We start from the raw sequence: 20,371 nt of genomic DNA, 5'->3' as shown, positions 1-20,371 counted from the left end.
GGGGCCCTTCCGCTACCGGAGGCGTCAAGAAGGGCCCTTCCTTACGCCTCCACCGCGGCGGCGGTTTCGTTGATGAGGAGGTGGGCGTCGTCGGGGACGTTGCGCTTGAGGACCGCGAGGGCCACCTGGCCCAGCTCGTGGTGGTGCACGGCGGTGCCGACGAAGCCGACCGCCCGGCCGTCCAGGGTCACCGGCGTGCCGGCGGCCGGCGGCTGGTCGGTGGTCACCCCGTCCAGATGCAGGAGTACGAGGCGACGCGGCGGCCGGCCCATGTTGTGCACCCGGGCCACCGTCTCCTGGCCCCGGTAGCAGCCCTTGTCCAGGTGCACCGCCGGGGCGACCAGCCCGACCTCGGCGGGGATGGTTCGGTGGTCGGTGTCCACCCCGACCCGGGGCAGCCGGGCGGCCACCCGCACCGCCTCGTACGCCCACAGTCCCGCCACCGGCACCCCGGCGCCGCGCAGCTCGTCCACCACCTGGGTCATCGCCTCCCGGGGGACCAGCAGGTCCACCCCGAGCGCCACCCGGCGGGCCCAGCCGCCGGCCGCCAGCGGCCGCACGTCGTACAGCACGGTGGGCCGCGGCGGCAGCTCGCCGGCGCGGAACTTCGGGCCCGGCACCGCGAGCACGTCCGGGGCGGCCAGCCCGGTGACGCCGAGCGTGCCGGCGGCCTGGACCGCCTCCGGGCCGACCAGCGACAGCAGCGCGTGATCGGCGGTGGCGTCGCGCGGGTCGACCTTGCTGAAGAACCGCATCCGTTCCAGGTACGACAACAGTCCGCCGGTCATCCCGGGTTCGGTGTCCAGCCAGGTGGTCTCGCCGTCGTCGGCGACCATGGCGTGCTGCTCGACGTGCCCGTGCGGGGAGAGCACCAGCAGCTCGCTGCCCTGCCAGGGGGCGAGCGCGGCCAGGTGCTGGCTGGTCAGCGTGTGCAGCCAGCCGACCCGCTCCTCGCCGGGCACCGCGACGACGCCCCGGTGCGAACGGTCGACCAGGCCGACCGCCGTGGCGAGGACGCGCTGCTCGCGCATCGGGTCGCCGTAGTGGGCGGCCACCGGGCCCACCCCGGCCGCGCGGTGCGCCGGCTCGGGCTGGTCCCGGGTCTGCTCGTCGATTGCCTCGGCGCGCACCGCGCCCGCGATGTCGATCATTTCTCTTCCCCGTCCTCGCACCGTCCGCAGACGCCGAAGAGCGCCACGTGCCCGATGTCGACCCGGAACCCACGCTGGGCCGCCAACTGGTCGGCGAGCGGGCCGAGCAGCTCGCGGTCGATCTCGTCGATCGCGCCGCACTCCCGGCAGACCAGGTGGACGTGCTGATGCTCGCCCGCCGCGTGGTACGTCGGCGATCCGTGCGACAGGTGGGTGTGGGTCACCAGGCCGAGCCGTTCCAGCAGCTCCAGGGTCCGGTAGATGGTGGTGATGTTGACCCCGGCGGCGACCTCGCGGACCGCCGTGTGCACCTGCTCCGGGGTGGCGTGCCCGAGATCCAGCACCGCCTGGAGGATCAGCTGACGCTGCGCCGTCAGCCGCAGCCCACGGGCGCGGAGCATTTCCGCGAGGGAGGATTCGGACACCATCCGATCATAGTTCGCCGTTCCGCCACCGCCGTGGCGTCGTTAGGCTCGGCGGTCATGGTGGCACCGAGGATCGCGCTGCTCGGTCAGGGGCTCGTGCCGACCGGGGCGGCGGTGCTGCGCGGCGACGACCTGGGGGTGCTGCGCGGGGACGGGCTCTTCGAGACCATGCACCTGCGGGCCGGACGGCCCTGGCTGCGCGCCGAGCACCTGGCCCGGCTGCGGCGCGGCGCGGCGGCGGTGGAGCTGCCGCTGCCCCCCGACGAGGCGCTGGTCGAGCTGCTGGAGTCCGTCGCCGACGGCTGGCCGGCGCAGGTGGAGGGCGCGCTGCGCCTGGTCAGCACCCGAGGGCCGGAGGGCGGCGGGCCGCCGACGGTCTATGCCACGCTGAGCGAGGTGACGCCGGCCACCCGGCGAGCCCGCCGGGACGGGGTGACGGTCGCCACCCTCCCCCTCGGGGTGCCGGCCGCGGCCCGGCCCGAGCTGGACTGGCTGCCCGCCGGCATCAAGTCCACGTCCTACGGCGCCAGCAGCGCGGCCCGGCGGTGGGCGGCCCGGACCGGGGTGGACGACGTGCTCTGGGTCTCCAGCGACGGTTACGTGCTGGAGGGCCCCAGCGCCAACGTGGTCTGGCTGGCCGGCCGGACCCTGTGCACGGTGCCGGCGGCCAGCACCGGCATCCTGCCCGGCACCACGGTGGCCTGGCTGCTCGCCCACGCCGACGCGGCCGGCTTCACGGCGGCCGAACGGATGGCCACCCCGGCGGACCTCGTCGCGGCGGACGGCCGCTGGTTCACCTCGTCGGTACGCGGCCTCGCCGAGTTCCGCTCCCTGGACGGCCGCCCCCTGCCGCCCTCCCCGCACACCGGAGCCCTGCAGGCCCTGCTGGGCTTTCCCGTCGACCCGCCCGGCCACTGAAGGGGTGCCGGACGGGAGGCCGCGGCTGGGTCAGCCGCCCACCCGGATCAGGCGGGCGGAGAGGTGCGGGCTGAGGCCGTGGCCGACGGCGGCCATCTCCTGGGCGTAGAGCAGCGCGCCCTCGACGATGCCGAAGAGCCGGGCCCCGGCGGTGACCTCCTTGGCGGTGGCGGTCCGCAGCACCGCGTCCGTGGCGAACTCGATCTGGGTGCCCGTGCGCTTGCCGATGTGCAGCTCCACGATCCCGGTCGGCGTGCTCATCAGGGCCTCGATCTCGTCGGTGACCCGCTCGCCGTCCATCACCGGCCGCCACCAGCCGACCTCACGGCCGGCCGGGCGGACCGGCCGGCTCTGCTCGTCCAGGATCCAGGCGCGGGACTCGTAGGACAGGAACGGCCGGCCGTCGTGGCTGATCCGGATTTCCTGGGCGAAGTCGAAGTCCTCGATGGTCGGGAAACCGCCCCGCCCGCGACCGCGCCACACCCCGATGTACGGCAGCAGGCCGTCCAGGCTCGGGTGCAGCTTCGGGCCGACGCGCAGGTCGTGGCTCTCCTCGTACGGGTACGGGTCGACCGGCGGCGCGTTCAGCCACGGCGGCTGAAGCGGATTCTCCTCGCTCACTCTGCCACCTTCGTTCGCGACTGCGGGGCTCGCAAACCCGGCTCACTCCTCGCGCTCACCAATTACCTCTCGAAATGCGTACGGCAAGGTAGACCAGGCCACCGGCGAGCGCGCCGAGGCCGGCGACCAGCAGGCTGACGAACCCGATCTCGGTAACCATCCGGGCCATCCTATGCTGAGCCCATGGCCGGATCCCTCGTCGTCAAGGTCACCGCGGGGGCGGACGCCCCGGAGCGGTGCGCGCAGGCCTTCACCGTCGCCGCCACCGCCGCCGCGGCCGGAGTGGACGTGTCCCTCTGGCTGACCGGCGAGTCGACCTGGTTCGCGCTGCCCGGCCGCGCCGAGCAGTTCGAGCTGCCGCACTCCGCCCCGCTGGCCGAGCTGCTGCACGTGCTGCTGAGCACCGGCCGGGTCACCGCCTGCACCCAGTGCGCGGCCCGCCGGGACATCGGCCCGGACGACGTGCTGCCGGGCGTACGCATCGCCGGCGCGGCGGTCTTCGTCGAGGAGATCATGGCCGAGGACGTACGGGCGCTGGTCTACTGACGCCCGGCCGGCGGCCTACCGTCGGCGCTGTGCTGAGCGTCGATATCGTCCCGGCGGGCCGCTCCGCTGCCTACGATTCGTCTGTGACCGAGGTGACGGAGAGTTTCTTCGCATCGCTGCCGGCGCGAGCCCCGGCGGTCCTCCGCAGCCCGGTCAGCGGCACCATCCGGATCGACCTCTCGACCGGCGCGCGTACCGACCACTGGCGGGTCGAGCTGGCCCCCGGGCAGGCCCGGGTCTCCCGCTCGCCGGAGCCGGCGGACGCCATCTGGTACAGCAGCGCCGACCTCTTCGAACGGCTGGTCACCGGCCGGACCCAGGGCATCGCCGCGGTGCTGCGCAACGAGAGCACGTTCAGCGGGGACCTCACCCTCTTCCTGCTCTTCCGGCACTTCTTCCCCGACCCGCCGGGCACCCGCGACCCCCGCGAGGTGGCCCGGGAGCAGGCGGGACGATCGCGGTGAGGGAACGGGTCAGCATCCTCGACGGGAACACGTTCCTGGTCAGCGACGTGCGGGGAAACATCGAACCGTCGTTCGACTTCCCGACCGGGTTGTTCTCCTTCGACACCCGGTTCCTCTCCACCTGGGTGCTCACCCTCAACGGGCAGTTCCTGCACGCCCTGTCGATCGACGACGCGGAGTCGTACCGGACCCGCTTCTTCATGGTGCCCGGGGAGCCCACGCACTACCTCGACGCCAAGGTGTCGGTGATCCGCTCCCGGTCCATCGGCGGCAGCCTCGACGAGGAGCTGCGGGTGCTCAACCACGAGGGACGGGAGGTGGAACTAACCGTCCGGCTCGACATCGGGTCCGACTTCGCCGACCTCTTCGAGATCAAGCACGGGCGGCAGAAGAAGGGCCGGGTGACCACCGCCGTGGGCGAGAACGAGCTGCGGCTGGTGTACCGGCGGGACCGGTTCCACCGGGAGTCGGTGGTCAACAGCAGCATGCCGTGCCGGGTCGACGAGGCGGGCATGACGTTCGTGATCCGGCTCGACCCGCACGGCGAGTGGGTCACCAGCCTGCACGTCGCCACCGTGATCTACGGCGCCCGTGGCGAGGACGCCCGGGCAGCCCTGCCGCTGGGCGGTCAACGGTCGGTCGGCGCCATCCGGGCCGAGGAACAGGACCTGATCAAGCGGGCGCCGACGCTCGGCTGCGACTGCCAGCCGCTGGCCGGGGCGTACCAGCGCAGCCTCAAGGACCTCGCCGCCCTGCGCTACGAGTCGATCACCCTGGGGGTGCGGCTGCTCGCCGCCGGGCTGCCCTGGTTCATGACCCTGTTCGGCCGGGACAGCCTCCTCACCTCGCTACAGGTGCTGCCCTTCCTGCCGGACCTGGTCAAGCCCACCATCCTGATGCTGGCCGGTCTCCAGGGCTCCCGCCTCGACGACTTCCGCGACGAGGAGCCGGGCAAGATCCTGCACGAGCTGCGGTACGGCGAGACCGCCGGTTTCGAGGAGCAGCCACACTCCCCCTACTACGGCTCCGCCGACTCGACCCCGCTCTTCGTGATCCTGCTCGACGAGTACGAGCGCTGGACCGGCGACGCGCGGCTGGTCCGGGAGCTGGAGGCGCCGGCGCGGGCGGCGCTGGCCTGGCTCGACACGTACGGGGACCTGCTCGGCAGCGGCTACGTCTGGTACGAGACCCGCAACCCGGAGACCGGGCTGCAGAACCAGTGCTGGAAGGACTCGTGGGACTCCATCTCGTACGCCGACGGCCGGCTCCCCGGGTTTCCCCGCGCCACCTGCGAGATCCAGGGGTACGCGTACGACGCGAAGCTGCGCGGTGCCCGGCTGGCCCGCACCTTCTGGAACGACCCGGTGTACGCCGACCAGCTGGAACGGGAGGCGGCCGAGCTGAAGGAGCGGTTCAACCGCGACTTCTGGCTGCCGGACCGGGAGTACTACGCGCTCGCCCTGGACCCCGACGGCCGGCCGGTGGACGCCCTCGCGTCGAACATGGGCCACCTGCTGTGGAGCGGGATCGTCGACGAGCCACGGGCCCGCCCGGTCGTCGAGCACCTGCTCGGGCCCCGGCTCTTCTCCGGCTGGGGGGTACGCACCCTCGCCTCGGACGAGGGCCGGTACAACCCGATCGGCTACCACGTCGGCACGGTCTGGCCGTTCGACAACTCGATCATCGCGTGGGGCCTGTGGCGGTACGGCTTCCGCGAGGAGGCGGGCCGGATCTGCGACGCGATGCTGAGCGCGTCGCGGTTCTTCGACGGGCGCCTCCCGGAGGCGTTCGCCGGCTACGACCGCGACCTCACCGACTACCCGGTGCAGTATCCGACCGCGTGCAGCCCGCAGGCCTGGTCGGCCGGCACGCCACTGCTCCTGCTGCGGGTGATGCTGGGCCTGGAACCGCACGGTGAGCACCTGATCATCGACCCGGCGGTGCCGGAGGGCATGGGCCGGGTCGAACTGCTCGACATCCGCGGGCGCTGGGGCCGGGTGGACGCCCTCGGCCGCAGTCGCGGCCCGCACAACGGGACCCACGGACACTGAGCCGGCGCCGGTCAGCCCGGGCCCGGCGGACACGCCGGCGCGGGTCTACCCACCCGCCGTCCGACCGGCCCCTCTTTCGCCGGCCGCTGCCCGGGTCGGCATCGCCCACGCTCTCCCGGGCCGCCCGCCTCCACCGCGGCCTCCGCCGCCGCGTCTGCCTCCACCAGTTGCGCGGGCGGGTTCAGGCGGGGCAGCCGGTGGTGGCGGTGAGGTCGGGTCCGGCCAGTGCCACGGTGACCGCGCCCTGACGGTAGGCGTACACCTCGGGGGTTTCCAGGACGACGGCGTCGCCCGCGACCGGGGCCAGCGCGCGGGCCGGCTCCGCCGGGGCCTGGTCGAGGGTGACCCGGGCGGTGCGGGCCTGGCGGTCGCCGCCGGGGCAGGGCGCGGCGACCTGCGGCACGGCCGGGACGGTCGACTGGCCGAGCGTCCGCAGGGCGGCGGCGAGCGCGTCCGCCGCCGGGCCGCCCTGCGCGGCGGGCGGCCGGTAGCCGGCGCCGACCGGGCGGCATCCGGTGCGTACGGTCAACCGGAGCCGGTCGCCACCGGCCGGGCGCCCCTCCACCAGGACGAATTCGCCCGCGTCGGCGCGCAGCCGGGGACCGTCGCCGGTGACCCGCACCCCGGCCAGCCAGCCCGTGGGGAGCCGGTCGGCCATCTCGGTGAGCACCGCGCGCGGGTCGGCGCCCGGATCGAGGACCTCCACCGCGCGTTCCAGCGTCGCGCCGCCGAGCGCCGGGGTCAACCGGCAGCCGCGCTCGACCCGCTCGGGCTGGAGCACCACGACCCGGTCGCCGGCTGCCCCGACCAGCTCGCCGACCGCCCGGTCGACCACCGGGCCGGCCTGCGCGAGGGTGCGCTGCTCCCGGACGGTCGGCGGGTCGTCGCGCACCGACACCCAGGTCAGTACGCCCAGCAGGGCCGCCCAGGCGACCACCGCGGCGAGCAGCCAGCGGAACCGCCGACGGGCGGGCACCGGGTCTCGGGGACCGGTCGGCGGGGCGTATCCCGCCTGCGCAGCACCACTCACCGGGCCATCGTGTCACGCGCCGTCACCGCCCCCGCCGGGACGCCGGTTTCGCCCGACGGGGCGGTACCAGAGCGGGGTGTCAACAGTGGCCCCCTGCTGTACCGAAAGCGTCAACAGGGGGCCCTTCCTCACGCCTTGACCGTGACGGTCACCTCGTTGATGCCGCGGTCGGCGGTGACGGCGGTGTCGCCGTTGCCGTGCCGGGAGAGCGCCCGCAGGGTCCAGCTGCCCGGCGCGGCGAAGAACCGGAACTGGCCGGCCGGCGAGGTCACCACCTCGGCGGTGAACTCGCCCGTGGAGTCCAGCAACCGGACGTACGCGCCCGGCACGAACTCCCCGGACTCGGCCCTCACCAGGCCGGTGATGACGGTTTCCTTCTCGAGGTCCAGGCTGGCCGGCAGCGGGGCGGCCTGGTCCGGCGCGGCGCAGCCGGCGGCGGTGGGCGCGGTCATCGTCACGCCTCCCCCGGCTCGTCGCCGAGCGCCACCGGCACGCCGACCAGCGAGCCGTACTCGGTCCAGGAGCCGTCGTAGTTCTTCACGTCGCGGTGGCCGAGCAGCTCCTGGAGCACGAACCAGGTGTGCGAGGAGCGCTCGCCGATCCGGCAGTACGCGATCGTCTCCTTGCCGTCGTCCAGCCCGGCGTCGGCGTAGATCCGGCGCAGCTCGTCGTCGGACTTGAAGGTGCCGTCCTCGTTGGCCGCCTTGGACCACGGAACGCTGATCGCCGTGGGGATGTGCCCGGCCCGCTGCGCCTGCTCCTGCGGCAGGTGGGCGGGGGCGAGCAGCCGGCCCGCGAACTCGTCGGGGCTGCGCACGTCGACCAGGTTCTTGGTGCCGATCGCGGCGACGACCTCGTCCCGGAAGGCGCGGATCGAGGTGTCCGGCTCCTGCGCGACGTACTCGGTGCGCGGGCGCCGCACCTGGTCGGTGACCAGCGGCCGGGCGTCCAGCTCCCACTTCTTGCGGCCGCCGTCGAGCAGCTTGACGTCGCGGTGGCCGTAGAGCTTGAAGTACCAGTACGCGTACGCGGCGAACCAGTTGTTGTTGCCGCCGTAGAGGATGACGGTGTCGTCGTTGCCGATGCCCCGCTCGGAGAGCAGCGCCTCGAACTGGGCCTTGTTCACGAAGTCCCGGCGGATCGGGTCCTGGAGGTCGGTCTTCCAGTCCAGCTTGACCGCCCCGGCGAGGTGGCCGGTGTCGTAGGCGGAGGTGTCCTCGTCGACCTCGACGAAGACCACGCCCGGCGCGTCGATGTTCTTTTCGGCCCACTCGGCCGACACGAGTGCGGAGTCGCGACTCATCAGATCACTCCCTGGTGAGGATGGTTGCGAGCCTACGCACAGATTTCGAGGCATGGATATCTCATCGTGCGCAGGACCCATGGAGGATGGACGGATTCATGCGACGGCGCCGCTGCCGGACGCTTCACGGGGAGGGCACGAGAAGGAACGTGGACCCTCAATGCCGGTCGGCCGCCGGGGCGACCGGGAACTGCGTCGCCGTCAGATGACGCTGCGACACAGGCAGGTGGCCACACGGCACAGGTCGACCGCGCGCCGCTTGGTGAGGAGGGTCCCCATGAGCACGGAGCCTACCAGCCGTCCCGCACAGGGCCACCGGACCGACCAGCATCCGGGACGGCCGGCGGGCCGGCGGGAGCGGGTCAGCTGACCGAGTTGATCGGCACGTTCTTCGCGTCGGCGGTCACGACCAGCCCTTCCGGCGTCGGCCTGACCTCCCGGACGGCGAGCTGGAAGGGCAGTTCCGGCAGCGGGATGTCGACGGAGATGCCCTTCGCGTAGTTGCTGAGCATCGTCTGGGCCAGCGGCAGCGCGGGCAGCCCCTCGGCGTTCAGGTCGTTGAACCGCAGGGCCACCTTGCCCTGGTCGCTGACCGTGATGTCGGCGGTGCCGTTGACGGTCAGCTTGGCGCCGAGGATGTCCAGCGGCGCGGTCACCGCCAGCCGACCGCCCTGTTCGCCGAGCTTCAACCCGGGCCGGTCGAGCAGCGCGGCGAGGCTGTCGTAGCTGATCGTGCCGGTGCCCCGGACACTGTCCGCGACCACGTCGCCCCGGCCCGAGCGGAGGGTGTCCAGCGAGGCCCGGACGTCCCGCGCGTCCACGTCGAGCCGCGGCAGGCTGACCGCGTCGCCCTGCACCGAGCCCTGCACGTCACGCAGCACGATCGAGATGTGCTCGTACCTGCCCGCGACCACCTGGGTGAGGAAGGGGAAACCGGCCACCTCGACCTGCGGCTTCGCCGACCGGGCGTCCTGCTTCGCCAACTCGTCGCTGACCTGCCGGGCGATCGTCCGCTCGGCCACCCCGACGGCCACCCGGTCCGCGACGACCAGCAGTCCCGCGACGACCAGCAGCAGCACGACGAGTGTGCCGAGCACCTTGCGGCCCCGACGCCGGGGCCGCTTCTCGTCCGCCGGGTAGGCCTCAGTCACGCCGCCTCCTGTGTCCGGGCGCCACCGTCGCGGCGCTTGCCAGCCCGACCCGCCACCGGACGACGCCGGCGCGGGGCGGGGCGCACCGGTGATACCCGATGGGAAAGGGATTCAACCGCGTCAGAGGAACAGCGTGCACATCGCGTACGCCGCCGGGGCGGCGAGGGCGAAGCCGCCGAGCGGCCCCTGCAGGTGCCGGGCGACCCACATCGTCGGCGGCTCGCCGGCCATCAGGCGGCCCGCCTCGGCGTACCCGACGGCCAGGTCGGCGAGGACGGCGGTGGCCGCGGTGACCACGCCGATCAACGCCCCGCTGGTCGGCGTGAACCCGACCAGGTAGCTGCCGAGCACCGCGCTGACCAGCGTGCCGACCATCGCCCCGGCGACCACGCCGGCCGCCCCCCTGGGCACCTGCGGGGCGAGCCGCGGCCAGGGCGCCACGGCGTCGGTCAGCCGGGCGACGGTCAGCGCGACGCCGGCCGCGGTGAGACAGACGGTGATCGCCTGGGTGCCGGCCGGGATCCGGCTCAGCACGACGAGGGTGGCGAAGGCCACCACCCCGACCACGATCAGCAGGGTGGCGCCGAGCGACTCGGTCACCCGGGCCCGGTCCACCCGCCGGACCAGTTGGCCCAGCACCCCGAGCAGGAAGCCGCCGGCGGCCACGTACCCCAGTGGGGCCAGCGCGGCGATGTCGGAGCGTACGGCGGCGGCGTCCGCGGCCACCGCGGCGGCCGTGCTGACCAGCGCGACCACCAGCAGCGCGGGCGGGCGCATGGCCATCGTCCAGGCGAGCACGTAGAGCAGCTGGACGCCGAGGATGATGCCCGCGAAGGGCAGCCGGTGCCCGGGGCCGGCCGTCTGCGCGCCGAGCACCAGGCCGACGCCGAGCAGCGCGGCGAAGCCGGCCACGGTCAGCGCCAGCGGCCGGTTCACCGGCACCGGCTCGACGGCCTCCTCCTCGGCCGGCTCGGCCGGCTCGTCGTCGGCGCGTCGGGGCGGCTCGCCGCCGCGGCGGGCCCGGCGGGGGCCCCGCTGCCGCCGCTCACCGGTCTCCTCGGCGGCCGGGCCGGTACGCGGCTCCGGGGGGTAGCCGCGGGTCGGACCGGCTGGCGCCGGTCGGGGGCCGTCGGCCCACGGGTCGCGGCCGGTCTCGGACGAGGCGGAGGAGGGATACACGACCCGATCGTGCCAGACCGACGGGCCGCCGCGGAGGCCACGGTTTCGGCAACGTTAAAACTCGGCCCGCCGGGAGGGGCATCTCGGGCAAAGGGTAAGGACCGCCAAGGTGGCCTCCGAGCCATCCGTTAGGCTCAACCCGTTACACCCGCCCCGTCATCGACGCCGGGACCCACGAAGTTCTCAGCGGGCGGCCCCCAGGCCGCCGCTGGTCGCGCGCGGCCCGAGGGCCGCCGGGACGGAGGTGATCGTGTGGAGCTCCTGCTGTTGGTGACCGCACGCGCAGGCGAGCCGTCCGCGGTGCTGCCGGCACTCGACCTGCTGCCCCACTCGGTGCGTACCGCGCCCCGGGACGTCCGGACGCTGGTCTCCGGCCCGAGCCCGGACGCGGTCCTGGTGGACGCCCGCTCCGAGCTGAGCGAGGCCCGGGCGACCTGCCGCGTGCTGCACGCCACCGGGCTCGGGGTGCCGCTGGTCGCCGTGGTGACCGAGGCGGGCCTGATCGCGCTCAACGCCGACTGGGGCGTCGACGACGTCATCCTCGCCGGCGCCGGGCCCGCCGAGGTGGAGGCCCGGCTGCGGCTGGCGGTCGGCCGGCTGAGCAACGCGACGGCCGGCGCCGGCGGATCGGTCCGGGCCGGTGAGCTGATGATCGACCCCGACACGTACGCCGCAAAGCTGAAGGGCCGCCCGCTCGACCTCACCTACAAGGAGTTCGAGCTGCTGAAGTTCCTGGCCCAGCACCCGGGCCGGGTGTTCACCCGCGACCAACTGCTGCGCGAGGTCTGGGGGTACGACTACTTCGGCGGCACCCGGACCGTGGACGTGCACGTGCGGCGACTGCGGGCCAAGCTCGGCTCCGAGTACGAGTCGATGATCGGCACGGTGCGGCAGGTCGGCTACAAGTTCGTCGTACCGCCGTCGCGGTCGCTGCCGGAGTCGGAGCCGGCGCCGATCCCGGTCTGACCGGCCGCGCTTCCCCGATCGCACCGCTCGGTGGACTATTTCCCGTAAGCCCGTTTTGAACGTGATGCCGGTTCTATTCTGACTGCCTGGTCGGGCGGCGGAAGGGGCAGCGGTGCGCACGGTGACCACGGGGGCGACGGCGCGAGCGTGCCGGGCCCCGTCGAGGCGGGACAGCTGATGCCGGCGGGGACGACCGGCCGCGGCGTGGTGGTGGCCAGCCTGGTCGTGGCGGCGCTGCTCGGCTCGGCGTACGCGCTCGGCCGCGGCATGGTGCCGGAACCGCCACGCCAGGACACCGGGGTGGGCGCGAGCGTGGCGTCCCCGCACTACGCCGAGCAGCCCGCCGAGGATGGCGCCACCCGGCCGGGCACGCCCGGCGGCCGTACGCCGCCGGAGGCCACCCGCAGCGCGCCGGCGCGGACCCCGGGCCCGGCGGACAGCCCCGCCGCGGACGGGGACGGGCCGTTCGGCAGCCGGATCAGCACCGGCTCCCCCGAGGTCGCCCTCACCTTCGACGACGGTCCGGACCCGCAGTGGACCCCGCAGGTGCTGGACCTGCTCCGCGCGTACCAGGTGAAGGCGACCTTCTGCGTCGTCGGCCAGAACGCGCAGGACCACCCGGACCTGATCCAGGCGATCGTCGCCGACGGGCACACCCTCTGCAACCACAGCTGGAGTCACGACATCCAGCTCGGCACCCGCTCGCCCGACCAGATCCGCGCCGACCTGCTGCACACCAACGACGCGATCCGGGCGGCCGTGCCGGACGCGCACGTCGCCTACTACCGCCAGCCCGGCGGCAACTGGAGCTACCAGCTGGTGTCGGTCGCCGAGGGGCTCGGCCTGACCCCGCTGCACTGGACGGTCGACCCGGCCGACTGGCAGGCGCCGGGCAGCACCCGGATCGTGGACTCGGTGCTGGCCGGCACCGGACCGGGCGCCATCGTGCTGCTGCACGACGCCGGCGGCGACCGGCGCGGCACCGTCGAGGCGTTGCACACCCTGCTGCCCGAGCTGCGGTACCGGTTCCAGCTCGAGGCGCTGCCCACCGGCGCCACCTGAGCCCGGGCTCGCCGGCCGGCCGTCGGCGGCGTCGGCCCGCTTTCGGCCGGGCGCACCGTGCCGGGCGGCCTCCGGCCGGCTCACCGGTACGGGTGGGCCGGCCGGTCCTCGGCGACTACGGTGACGGGGTGAGCAACGCCGAGGCGACGATCGACGAGGTGACCCGGGCCGAGCGGCTGAGCCCCGACGAGACGGCCGAGATCCTGGCGCTGGCCCGGGTGGCCGGTGACGCCGACGGCGCCGACCCGCTCGACGAGCACGTGCTGCTGCGGCTGCGCGACCCGGAGGCCGCGGCGGTGCACCTCACCGCCCGCGCCACCGACGGCACGCTCACCGGCTACGCCCACCTGGACACCAGCGACCCCGAAGGCATCGGCGTCGAGCTGGTCGTGCACCCGGCGTACCGGCGGCGGGGCGCCGGCCGGGCGCTGGCCCGCGGGGTGCTGGCCGTGGCCGCCGGATCGCTGCGCGCCTGGGCGCACGGCGACCATCCGTCCGCCGCGGCGCTCGCGGTCGACCTTGGTTTCACCCGGGCCCGGGTGCTCTGGCAGCTGCGCCGCCCGCTGACCGCCCCGCTGGCCGAGCCGCGGCTGCCCGCGGGGGTCACGCTGCGCGCCTTCCGGCCCGGGGCCGACGACGAGGCCTGGCTGGCGCTGAACGCGCGGGCCTTCGCGGAGCACCCCGAGCAGGGCCGGTGGACCGCCGACGACCTGCGACTCCGGCTGGCCGAGCCGTGGTTCGACCCGGCCGGCTTCCTGCTCGCGGCGGAGGAGTCGACCGGCCGGCTGCTCGGCTTCCACTGGACGAAGGTGCACGAGCGCCCCGGCTCGGCCCGGATCGGCGAGGTGTACGTGCTCGGGGTGGACCCGGCGGCGCACGGCGGCGGGCTGGGCCGGGCGCTGACCACGGCCGGGCTGGCGTACCTGCGCGACCGGCGGTCCCTGGGCCGGGTGATGCTCTACGTGGACGAGTCGAACAGCGCCGCCGTGGCGCTGTACGAGCGGCTCGGGTTCGCCCGCTGGTCCGCGCACGTCAACTACCACCTGGGCTGAGCCCCCGGCCAGGCGGTCACAGCGCGGTCACGCGGCGACCTCCGCGCGGTAACGGACCACCTGGCATATCCGATAAATGTGGATAACTCGGCCGCCGTTAACTCGGAAGACAGCCGGCCCTCAGGCAACGGCCACCACGGCGGCCGGGCTTGTTCATCCGTCGTTCACTTCCGACCGGCGAACCGTCCACCTGGCCCTCCTACCTTTCGTGTCAGCCGGTCAGCGCACCGGTACCCGGCCACGGTCCGGGTGACCTGATCAAAGACGTGAAGGGAAACCCCTCAGGTGAAGCTCCAGCGGCAGGGCGCCATCGCCTGCCTCGCTCTCGCAGCGGTGCTCGGTCTCAGTGCTTGCGGCTCGGACAACAACGAGTCGGCCGGCCCCTCGGCTTCCGGCTCCGCCGCCGACTGCGCCTCCGGCACCCTGAACGCGCAGGGCTCCTCCGCCCAGAAGAACGCCATGGCCGAATGGATCAAGGCGTACCAGCAGCAGTGCTCCGGGACGACGATCAACTACGAGCCCTCGGGCTCGGGTGCCGGCATCCAGGCGTTCATCGCCGGGACCGCCGACTTCGCCGGCTCCGACTCCGCCCTCAAGGAGGAGGAGCAGCCGCAGGCCGACGCCAAGTGCAACGGCGGCAAGGCCATCCACCTGCCGATGGTGATCGGCCCGGTCGCGGTCGCCTACAACCTCGGCGGCGTGGACAACCTCCAGCTCAAGCCGGCCACCCTGGCGAAGATCTTCGCCGGCAAGGTGACCAAGTGGGACGACGCGGCGATCAAGGCCGACAACCCGGACGCCAAGCTGCCGTCGAGCGTGATCCAGACGGTGCACCGCTCGGACGAGTCGGGCACCACCGACAACTTCACCAACTTCCTGTCCAAGACCGCCGAGGCGGACTGGACCTTCGGCAAGGCCAAGGCGTGGAAGGCCCCGGGCGGCACCGGCGCCAAGGGCTCGGACGGCGTGGCCAGCGCGGTCAAGGGCGCCGAGGGCACCATCGGCTACATGGAGTGGTCGTACGCCGAGAACTCCGGTCTGAGCAAGGCCAAGATCGGCAACGGCAACGGCGAGTTCGCCGAGCTGACCGCCGAGTCGGCCGGTAAGACCATCGCCAGCGCCGAGGTCGAGGGCCAGGGCGACGACCTGAAGATGAAGATCGACTACAACACCAAGGAGGCCGGGGCGTACCCGATCGTCCTGGTGACCTACGAGATCGTCTGCGACAAGGGCCTCGCCGCCGACAAGCTGCCGCTGGTCAAGGGCCTGCTGGGGCACGCGGCCAGCAGCCAGGGCCAGTCGGAACTGACCGAGCTGGGCTACGCCCCGCTGCCGGACTCGGTGCGTACCAAGGTCGAGGCCGCGGTCAAGAACCTCTCCTGACCGAAGCGACACCACCTTCTCAACTAAGCGAGCGAGCAGATGGGTGAAACCCCTCAGCGCTCGGCACACGCCGGCACCGGCGGGAACTCCGTGACTGAAGGTCACGAGTGGCCCGCCGGTGCCTCGGCGCGTGTGGCCGAGGCGCCAGTCAGCACCCGCATCCCGGATGGGAACGGAATGGGCGGCGGCGGCGGGCTGCCCCGGGCCCGGGCGTTCGGCGCGGAACGGGCGTTCCGCGCCCTCGCCCTGGCCGCCGGCACCGCCGTACTGGTCATCATCGCGGCGATCGCGGTCTTCCTGATCGCCAAGGCCGTTCCGGCGCTGCGCGCGAACACCGAGAACTTCTGGACCTACGAGGGCTGGTCCCCCAACGAGTCGCAGCCGAAGTTCGGCATCGGCACGCTCGCCTTCGGCACCGTGCTCAGCGCCGCGCTGGCGCTGCTCATCGCGGTGCCGGTGGCACTCGGCATCGCGCTCTACCTCTCCCACTACGCGCCCCGCCGGGTCGGCACCGCCCTGGGCTTCCTGATCGACCTGCTGGCCGCGGTGCCCAGCGTCGTGTTCGGCCTGTGGGGGCGGGACGTCTTCGTCAACCCGGTACGGGATTTCTCGGCCTGGCTCAACGAGTACTTCGGCTGGATCCCGCTCTTCGGCGGTGACGGTCCCTTCGGCCGCTCGATCATGCTCGGTTCGCTGGTGCTGGCGATCATGGTGCTGCCGATCATCACCTCGCTCTCCCGCGAGGTGTTCCTGCAGACCCCCACCATGAACGAGGAGGCCGCGCTCGCGCTCGGCGCCACCCGCTGGGAGATGCTGCGCACCGCGGTGCTCCCGTACGGCAAGCCCGGCATCATCGCCGCGGTGATGCTCGGCCTCGGCCGGGCCCTCGGCGAGACCATCGCGCTGGCGATGACCCTCGGCATCACCTTCGGCATCTCGGTCAACCTGATCTCCAACGGTGGCAACACCATCGCCGCGAACATCGCCAACGCGTTCGGCGAGGCGAACGCGACCGGACGGGGCGCACTGATCGCCTCCGGCCTGGTGCTCTTCACCATCACGTTGATCGTCAACATCACGGCCCGGGCGATCATCTACCGCCGCCGCGAGTTCACGGAGTCCGCCGCGTGAGCGCGAGGAGTGAGCCGGGTTTGCGAGCCCCGCAGTCGCGAACTGGAGGAAGCACCGCATGACCACCACCCTCAACCCGCGCCGCTCCCGGCCGCCGGCGCAGCCGGCGACGCTGAAGGCGAGGCGGCTGCCCGCGTACGCCTCGCCGGCCATCGCCGTGGTCGCCCTGCTCGTCGCCGCCGCGCTGGTGCTCGGCACCGGCGTCGGCGGCCCGGTGCTGGTGGTGGTCGTCGGTGCCCTGCTCTACCTGGCCGGGCTCTACACGGCCGCGACCAGAGTGGAGGGACGCCGGTCGGCTCGCAACCGGGCCTGGAGTGCCCTGATCCACTCGGCCTTCGTGCTGGCCGTGCTGCCCCTCGCCTCGGTGGTCTGGACCCTGGTGAGCAAGGGCGTCGAGCGCCTCGACGGCAACTTCTTCGGCACCTCGATGAACAACATCGGGGCCCGGGACCCGCAGGGCGGCGCGTACCACGCGATCATCGGCACGCTGGAACAGGTCGGGATCGCCACCCTGATCACCGTCCCGCTCGGCATCCTCTGCGCCATCTACGTCGTCGAGTACGGCCGTGGTCGGTTCGCCTTCACGATCCGGTTCTTCGTCGACGTGATGACCGGCATCCCGTCGATCGTCTCCGGCCTGTTCGTGCTGGCGTTCTGGGTGCTGATCGTCTCGCCGGTGTTCAACGACGGCCGGCCCGGCTTCTCCGGCTTCGCCGCGGCGCTGGCGCTGGCGGTGCTGATGCTGCCCACCGTCGTCCGCTCCACCGAGGAGATGCTGCGCCTGGTGCCCGCGCCGCTGCGCGAGGGCGCGTACGCCCTGGGTGTGGCGAAGTGGAAGACCATCCTGCGGGTGGTGCTGCCGACGGCGCTGCCCGGCATCGTCACCGGCGTGATGCTCGCCGTGGCCCGCGCCGCCGGCGAGACCGCCCCGGTGCTGCTGGTCGCCGGCGGCGGCGCCGCGATCAACTTCAACCCGTTCGAGAACAACCAGTCGTCGCTGGCCCTCTACGTCTACCAGCAGGCCGGTGACGCGTCGAGGTACGCGCCGGCGCGGGCCTGGACGGCGGCACTCACCCTGGTCGCCCTCGTGTTGATCCTGACGATCGCCGCGAAGCTGCTGGCCCGTCGCAACCGGCTCGGCCGATGAACCCCGGAGGTACCACCATGGCCAAGCGCATCGACGCCACGAACGTCACCGCCTACTACGGCAACTTCAAGGCGATCGAGGACATCAACCTGACCGTCGAACCGAAGACCGTGACCGCCCTGATCGGCCCCTCCGGCTGCGGCAAGTCGACCTTCCTGCGGTCGATCAACCGGATGCACGAGGTGCTCCCGGGTGCCCGGGTCGAGGGCAGCCTGACCATCGACGGGCAGAACATCTACGACCGCGACGTGGACGTCACCGCCGTCCGCCGCACCATCGGCATGGTCTTCCAACGCCCCAACCCGTTCCCCACCATGAGCATCTTCGAGAACGTGGTGGCCGGCCTGCGGCTCAACGGTTTGAAGCGCAAGTCGATCCTGGAGGAGGCGGCCGAGAAGGCGCTGCGCTCGGCGAACCTCTGGGACGAGGTGAAGGACCGGCTGGGCAAGCCGGGCGCCGGCCTCTCCGGCGGCCAGCAGCAGCGGCTCTGCATCGCCCGGACGATCGCGGTCGAGCCGCAGGTGGTGCTGATGGACGAGCCGTGCTCGGCGCTGGACCCGATCTCGACGCTGGCCATCGAGGACCTGATGTTCCAGCTCAAGGACAAGTTCACCATCATCATCGTCACGCACAACATGCAGCAGGCCGCCCGCGTCTCCGACCGCACCGCGTTCTTCTCGATCGAGAAGACCGGTGACCCCGGCCGCCTCATCGAGTACGACAACACGCAGAAGATCTTCAGCAACCCGAGCCAGAAGAAGACCGAGGACTACATCACCGGCCGCTTCGGCTGAGGTGTTAGGCGGGGCCCCTTCCTCCGGGATGCGTTAAGCGGGGGCCCCTCCTAACGCCCGCCAGACCCCGGCGGCGCTCACCGCACGACGAAGCGGGGGGCGGCACCGTCGGGGAACTCGACCCGGGGGGTGACCGGGCTGGCGAGGTCGCGGGTGGCCGCCGCGCGGGTCAGCCCGGCCAGGTTCCCGGCGGCGGCCACCTCCGCCAGGTTGAACACGGTCGGCGGCAGCATGCTGATCTCGCCGGCCTGCGCCCGGGCCAGGGCGTCCGCCGGCCGGATCCACATGGTGTGGTCGGCCTCGCCGGAGACGTCCCGGGTCCGCTGTCCCTCGGGCAGCAGTGCCACGAAGAAGTACGTGTCGAAGCGGCGCGGCTCGAACTCCGGCGTGATCCACCGGCTCCACGGCAGCAGCAGGTCCGACCGGAGCGTCAGCCGCCGCCCGGCGAGCAGGTCGGCGAAGCCCAGCCGGTGGGCCACCAGGTCCTCCCGGGCCCGCTCCCAGTCGTCGTCGCTGACGTCGCCCACCACGGTCGCCGCGTCCGGCCCGGCCAGCAGCACGCCGGCCTCCTCGAAGACCTCCCGGGCGGCGGCGCAGACCACCGCCTGCGCGGCGTCCGGCGACAGCGACAGGCGCTCGCCCCAGGACGCCGGTTGCGGGCCGGCCCAGTCCAGGTGCGCCTGCGAGTCGGAGCGGTCCACCCCGCCGCCGGGGAAGGCGTACACCCCGCCGAAGGCCATCCCGGCGACCCGGCGGATGACGTACGCCTCGAAGTCGTCGCCGGCGGGACGGAGCAGCATGACGGTCGCCGCCACCCGGGGGACGGCCGGCGTGCCACCCTCGGCATAGAACCGGCGGGCGTTCTCGACCAGGCCGGGCGGGGGCGGGAAACCGTGGCTGTCGATTGTCATTCCGCGAGCCTAGGTCACGCCGTGGCCAGGTCCGGTTCCCGACCCGTGGATCAACTTTCCGGCCGTCGGACCCGCTGGGCTAGCGTGCCGGCATGACGCGTTGGGGAATTCTGGCCACCGGGCACATCGCCGCCCGTTTCGCCGAGGACCTGCGGCTGGTGCCGGGGGCCGAGCTGGTCGCGGTCGGTTCGCGGACCCGGCAGAGCGCCGACCTGTTCGCCACCCGGCACGGCGTGCCCCGGGCGTACGCCTCCTGGACGGAACTGGCGGCGGACCCGGACGTGGACGTCATCTACGTGGCGACTCCGCACTCCGCGCACCACGAGGCGACCATGGCCTGCCTGGCCGGCGGCAAGGCGGTGCTGGTGGAGAAGCCGCTCACCCTCGACCTGGCCAGCAGCCGGGAGCTGGTCGAGACGGCCCGGGAGCGGGGCCTGTTCCTGATGGAGGCCATGTGGATGCGGACCAACCCCGCCATCCGCACGGTGGTCGAGCTGATCGAGAAGGGCGCGATCGGCGCGGTGACGAGCGTGCGGGCGGACTTCGGCGTGGCCGGGCCGTTCCCGCCGGAGCACCGGATGCGGGCCCGAACGCTGGGCGGTGGCGCCCTGCTCGACCTGGGGGTCTATCCGGTCAGCCTGGCCCACCTGCTGCTCGGCGTGCCGCAGCACCTCCGCGCCTGGGCGAAGATCGGCCCCGAGGGGGTGGACGAGAACACCGGCATGGTCCTCGGCTACGACTCGGGCGCGGTCGCCACGCTGAGCTGCGGGATGATCGGGGCCACCCCGCTGGTCGCCTCGATCACCGGCAGCGCCGGGCGGATCGAGCTGGCCGAGCCGTTCTTCCGGCCCGGCTCGGTCACCGTGCACCGGGCCGAGGCCGCCCCGGAGACCATCGAGGTCGCGCTGGAGGGTGGCGGCTACCAGTACGAGGCGGCCGAGGTGCAGCGCTGCCTGGCCGACGGACTGCTGGAGAGCCCGCTGGTGCCGCACGCGGCCACCCTCGAGGTGATGGGCCTGCTGGACGACGTCCGCGCCCTCGTCGGCGTCGACTACCTGTGAAAGGCGGGGGCCCTGGTTAACACCC

At 73.2% G+C, this 20,371-nt stretch carries 23 protein-coding genes; 12 read left to right on the top strand and 11 right to left on the bottom strand.

Annotated elements, in window-relative coordinates; all coding sequences use genetic code 11:
* Positions 1 to 41 precede the first annotated feature (41 nt).
* Together AB0H57_RS03360 and AB0H57_RS03355 are read right to left on the bottom strand one after the other, a co-directional pair.
* Positions 42 to 1,151 carry a folate-binding protein gene (locus AB0H57_RS03360; RefSeq protein ID WP_357502154.1) on the bottom strand — a complete coding sequence of 370 codons (1,110 nt, stop codon included), beginning with the start codon at positions 1,149 to 1,151 and terminating at the stop codon, positions 42 to 44.
* A complete protein-coding gene (locus AB0H57_RS03355) occupies positions 1,148 to 1,579 on the bottom strand; it encodes a Fur family transcriptional regulator (protein WP_357502152.1) in 432 nt (143 codons plus the stop codon). The genes AB0H57_RS03360 and AB0H57_RS03355 overlap by 4 nt, the downstream gene beginning before the upstream one ends.
* 54 nt (positions 1,580 to 1,633) lie before the next feature.
* On the opposite strand from AB0H57_RS03355, the gene AB0H57_RS03350 reads away from it, so the two are divergent.
* Positions 1,634 to 2,494 carry an aminotransferase class IV gene (locus AB0H57_RS03350; RefSeq protein WP_357502150.1) on the top strand — a complete coding sequence of 287 codons (861 nt, stop codon included), beginning with the start codon at positions 1,634 to 1,636 and terminating at the stop codon, positions 2,492 to 2,494.
* A gap of 30 nt (positions 2,495 to 2,524) precedes the next feature.
* Here AB0H57_RS03350 and AB0H57_RS03345 read toward each other — a convergent pair whose 3' ends face one another.
* Complete coding sequence (locus tag AB0H57_RS03345) at positions 2,525 to 3,115, bottom strand: FABP family protein (protein WP_357502149.1); 591 nt, start codon at positions 3,113 to 3,115, stop codon at positions 2,525 to 2,527.
* A gap of 55 nt (positions 3,116 to 3,170) precedes the next feature.
* On the bottom strand, positions 3,171 to 3,275 hold the full coding sequence (mtfM, locus tag AB0H57_RS03340; protein WP_266320062.1) for a small membrane protein MtfM: 105 nt from the start codon (positions 3,273 to 3,275) through the stop codon (positions 3,171 to 3,173).
* A 23-nt stretch (positions 3,276 to 3,298) separates the two neighbouring features.
* On the opposite strand from mtfM, the gene AB0H57_RS03335 reads away from it, so the two are divergent.
* The 3 genes from AB0H57_RS03335 to AB0H57_RS03325 all read left to right on the top strand — a co-directional run bounded on the left by AB0H57_RS03335 (position 3,299) and on the right by AB0H57_RS03325 (position 6,176).
* Entirely contained in the window at positions 3,299 to 3,661 is a 363-nt protein-coding gene (locus AB0H57_RS03335) for a DsrE family protein (protein WP_357502147.1), read from the top strand.
* 83 nt (positions 3,662 to 3,744) lie between these two features.
* On the top strand, positions 3,745 to 4,125 hold the full coding sequence (locus tag AB0H57_RS03330) for an SCP2 sterol-binding domain-containing protein (RefSeq protein ID WP_357502145.1): 381 nt from the start codon (positions 3,745 to 3,747) through the stop codon (positions 4,123 to 4,125).
* Positions 4,122 to 6,176 carry a glycogen debranching N-terminal domain-containing protein gene (locus AB0H57_RS03325; RefSeq protein WP_357502143.1) on the top strand — a complete coding sequence of 685 codons (2,055 nt, stop codon included), beginning with the start codon at positions 4,122 to 4,124 and terminating at the stop codon, positions 6,174 to 6,176. The genes AB0H57_RS03330 and AB0H57_RS03325 overlap by 4 nt, the downstream gene beginning before the upstream one ends.
* A gap of 181 nt (positions 6,177 to 6,357) precedes the next feature.
* Here the strand turns inward: AB0H57_RS03325 and AB0H57_RS03320 are convergent, their stop codons facing one another.
* The 6 genes from AB0H57_RS03320 to AB0H57_RS03295 form a co-directional block, all read right to left on the bottom strand.
* The gene (locus AB0H57_RS03320) at positions 6,358 to 7,206 is read right to left on the bottom strand and encodes a hypothetical protein (protein ID WP_357502141.1); all 849 of its coding nucleotides are present in this window, start codon (positions 7,204 to 7,206) and stop codon (positions 6,358 to 6,360) included.
* A 128-nt stretch (positions 7,207 to 7,334) separates the two neighbouring features.
* Positions 7,335 to 7,658: a DUF1416 domain-containing protein gene (locus AB0H57_RS03315; RefSeq protein WP_357502140.1), complete on the bottom strand. Its 324-nt coding sequence runs from the start codon at positions 7,656 to 7,658 to the stop codon at positions 7,335 to 7,337.
* A gap of 2 nt (positions 7,659 to 7,660) precedes the next feature.
* On the bottom strand, positions 7,661 to 8,509 hold the full coding sequence (locus tag AB0H57_RS03310; RefSeq protein WP_357502138.1) for a sulfurtransferase: 849 nt from the start codon (positions 8,507 to 8,509) through the stop codon (positions 7,661 to 7,663).
* A gap of 201 nt (positions 8,510 to 8,710) precedes the next feature.
* Positions 8,711 to 8,788 carry an Ms5788A family Cys-rich leader peptide gene (locus tag AB0H57_RS03305; RefSeq protein ID WP_331214547.1) on the bottom strand — a complete coding sequence of 26 codons (78 nt, stop codon included), beginning with the start codon at positions 8,786 to 8,788 and terminating at the stop codon, positions 8,711 to 8,713.
* Between the two features lie 83 nt (positions 8,789 to 8,871).
* Positions 8,872 to 9,660: a DUF2993 domain-containing protein gene (locus AB0H57_RS03300; RefSeq protein WP_357502136.1), complete on the bottom strand. Its 789-nt coding sequence runs from the start codon at positions 9,658 to 9,660 to the stop codon at positions 8,872 to 8,874.
* A gap of 120 nt (positions 9,661 to 9,780) precedes the next feature.
* On the bottom strand, positions 9,781 to 10,839 hold the full coding sequence (locus AB0H57_RS03295; protein WP_357502134.1) for a hypothetical protein: 1,059 nt from the start codon (positions 10,837 to 10,839) through the stop codon (positions 9,781 to 9,783).
* 252 nt (positions 10,840 to 11,091) lie between these two features.
* On the opposite strand from AB0H57_RS03295, the gene AB0H57_RS03290 reads away from it, so the two are divergent.
* From AB0H57_RS03290 to pstB, 7 genes are all read left to right on the top strand, one after another.
* Entirely contained in the window at positions 11,092 to 11,805 is a 714-nt protein-coding gene (locus tag AB0H57_RS03290) for a response regulator transcription factor (protein ID WP_357502132.1), read from the top strand.
* Positions 11,806 to 11,982: 177 nt separating this feature from the next.
* Entirely contained in the window at positions 11,983 to 12,867 is an 885-nt protein-coding gene (locus AB0H57_RS03285) for a polysaccharide deacetylase family protein (protein WP_357502130.1), read from the top strand.
* Between the two features lie 128 nt (positions 12,868 to 12,995).
* The gene (gene mshD / locus AB0H57_RS03280) at positions 12,996 to 13,919 is read left to right on the top strand and encodes a mycothiol synthase (RefSeq protein ID WP_357502128.1); all 924 of its coding nucleotides are present in this window, start codon (positions 12,996 to 12,998) and stop codon (positions 13,917 to 13,919) included.
* A 285-nt stretch (positions 13,920 to 14,204) separates the two neighbouring features.
* Positions 14,205 to 15,302 carry a phosphate ABC transporter substrate-binding protein PstS gene (gene pstS / locus AB0H57_RS03275; RefSeq protein ID WP_357502126.1) on the top strand — a complete coding sequence of 366 codons (1,098 nt, stop codon included), beginning with the start codon at positions 14,205 to 14,207 and terminating at the stop codon, positions 15,300 to 15,302.
* Between the two features lie 39 nt (positions 15,303 to 15,341).
* The gene (gene pstC / locus AB0H57_RS03270) at positions 15,342 to 16,433 is read left to right on the top strand and encodes a phosphate ABC transporter permease subunit PstC (RefSeq protein WP_357502124.1); all 1,092 of its coding nucleotides are present in this window, start codon (positions 15,342 to 15,344) and stop codon (positions 16,431 to 16,433) included.
* A gap of 58 nt (positions 16,434 to 16,491) precedes the next feature.
* Positions 16,492 to 17,580: a phosphate ABC transporter permease PstA gene (pstA, locus tag AB0H57_RS03265; protein WP_357502123.1), complete on the top strand. Its 1,089-nt coding sequence runs from the start codon at positions 16,492 to 16,494 to the stop codon at positions 17,578 to 17,580.
* A 17-nt stretch (positions 17,581 to 17,597) separates the two neighbouring features.
* Positions 17,598 to 18,374 carry a phosphate ABC transporter ATP-binding protein PstB gene (pstB, locus tag AB0H57_RS03260; protein WP_357502121.1) on the top strand — a complete coding sequence of 259 codons (777 nt, stop codon included), beginning with the start codon at positions 17,598 to 17,600 and terminating at the stop codon, positions 18,372 to 18,374.
* Between the two features lie 77 nt (positions 18,375 to 18,451).
* On the opposite strand, the gene AB0H57_RS03255 is transcribed toward pstB, so the two are convergent.
* A complete protein-coding gene (locus AB0H57_RS03255; protein ID WP_357502119.1) occupies positions 18,452 to 19,285 on the bottom strand; it encodes an NUDIX hydrolase in 834 nt (277 codons plus the stop codon).
* Between the two features lie 92 nt (positions 19,286 to 19,377).
* Here AB0H57_RS03255 and AB0H57_RS03250 point away from each other — a divergent pair, with 92 nt between their 5' ends.
* Entirely contained in the window at positions 19,378 to 20,346 is a 969-nt protein-coding gene (locus tag AB0H57_RS03250) for a Gfo/Idh/MocA family oxidoreductase (protein ID WP_357502117.1), read from the top strand.
* Positions 20,347 to 20,371: the final 25 nt, after the last annotated feature.

The sequence above is a fragment of the Micromonospora sp. NPDC050686 genome, assembly GCF_040654475.1.
Taxonomy (GTDB): Bacteria; Actinomycetota; Actinomycetes; order Mycobacteriales; family Micromonosporaceae; genus Micromonospora.
Note: the sequence above shows the minus strand (reverse complement) of the source record. Positions and strands in the feature narration are given on the sequence as shown.

What these genes read in the sequence shown, in the direction of transcription:
- mtfM (WP_266320062.1), bottom strand. Translation starts at nt 3,275, where the DNA reads ATGGTTACCGAGATCGGGTTCGTCAGCCTGCTGGTCGCCGGCCTCGGC.
- pstA (WP_357502123.1), top strand. Translation starts at nt 16,492, where the DNA reads ATGACCACCACCCTCAACCCGCGCCGCTCCCGGCCGCCGGCGCAGCCG.
- AB0H57_RS03250 (WP_357502117.1), top strand. Translation starts at nt 19,378, where the DNA reads ATGACGCGTTGGGGAATTCTGGCCACCGGGCACATCGCCGCCCGTTTC.
- AB0H57_RS03310 (WP_357502138.1), bottom strand. Translation starts at nt 8,509, where the DNA reads ATGAGTCGCGACTCCGCACTCGTGTCGGCCGAGTGGGCCGAAAAGAAC.
- pstB (WP_357502121.1), top strand. Translation starts at nt 17,598, where the DNA reads ATGGCCAAGCGCATCGACGCCACGAACGTCACCGCCTACTACGGCAAC.
- AB0H57_RS03335 (WP_357502147.1), top strand. Translation starts at nt 3,299, where the DNA reads ATGGCCGGATCCCTCGTCGTCAAGGTCACCGCGGGGGCGGACGCCCCG.
- AB0H57_RS03355 (WP_357502152.1), bottom strand. Translation starts at nt 1,579, where the DNA reads ATGGTGTCCGAATCCTCCCTCGCGGAAATGCTCCGCGCCCGTGGGCTG.
- AB0H57_RS03255 (WP_357502119.1), bottom strand. Translation starts at nt 19,285, where the DNA reads ATGACAATCGACAGCCACGGTTTCCCGCCCCCGCCCGGCCTGGTCGAG.
- AB0H57_RS03315 (WP_357502140.1), bottom strand. Translation starts at nt 7,658, where the DNA reads ATGACCGCGCCCACCGCCGCCGGCTGCGCCGCGCCGGACCAGGCCGCC.
- AB0H57_RS03285 (WP_357502130.1), top strand. Translation starts at nt 11,983, where the DNA reads ATGCCGGCGGGGACGACCGGCCGCGGCGTGGTGGTGGCCAGCCTGGTC.
- AB0H57_RS03305 (WP_331214547.1), bottom strand. Translation starts at nt 8,788, where the DNA reads ATGGGGACCCTCCTCACCAAGCGGCGCGCGGTCGACCTGTGCCGTGTG.
- AB0H57_RS03350 (WP_357502150.1), top strand. Translation starts at nt 1,634, where the DNA reads ATGGTGGCACCGAGGATCGCGCTGCTCGGTCAGGGGCTCGTGCCGACC.
- pstC (WP_357502124.1), top strand. Translation starts at nt 15,342, where the DNA reads ATGGGTGAAACCCCTCAGCGCTCGGCACACGCCGGCACCGGCGGGAAC.
- AB0H57_RS03360 (WP_357502154.1), bottom strand. Translation starts at nt 1,151, where the DNA reads ATGATCGACATCGCGGGCGCGGTGCGCGCCGAGGCAATCGACGAGCAG.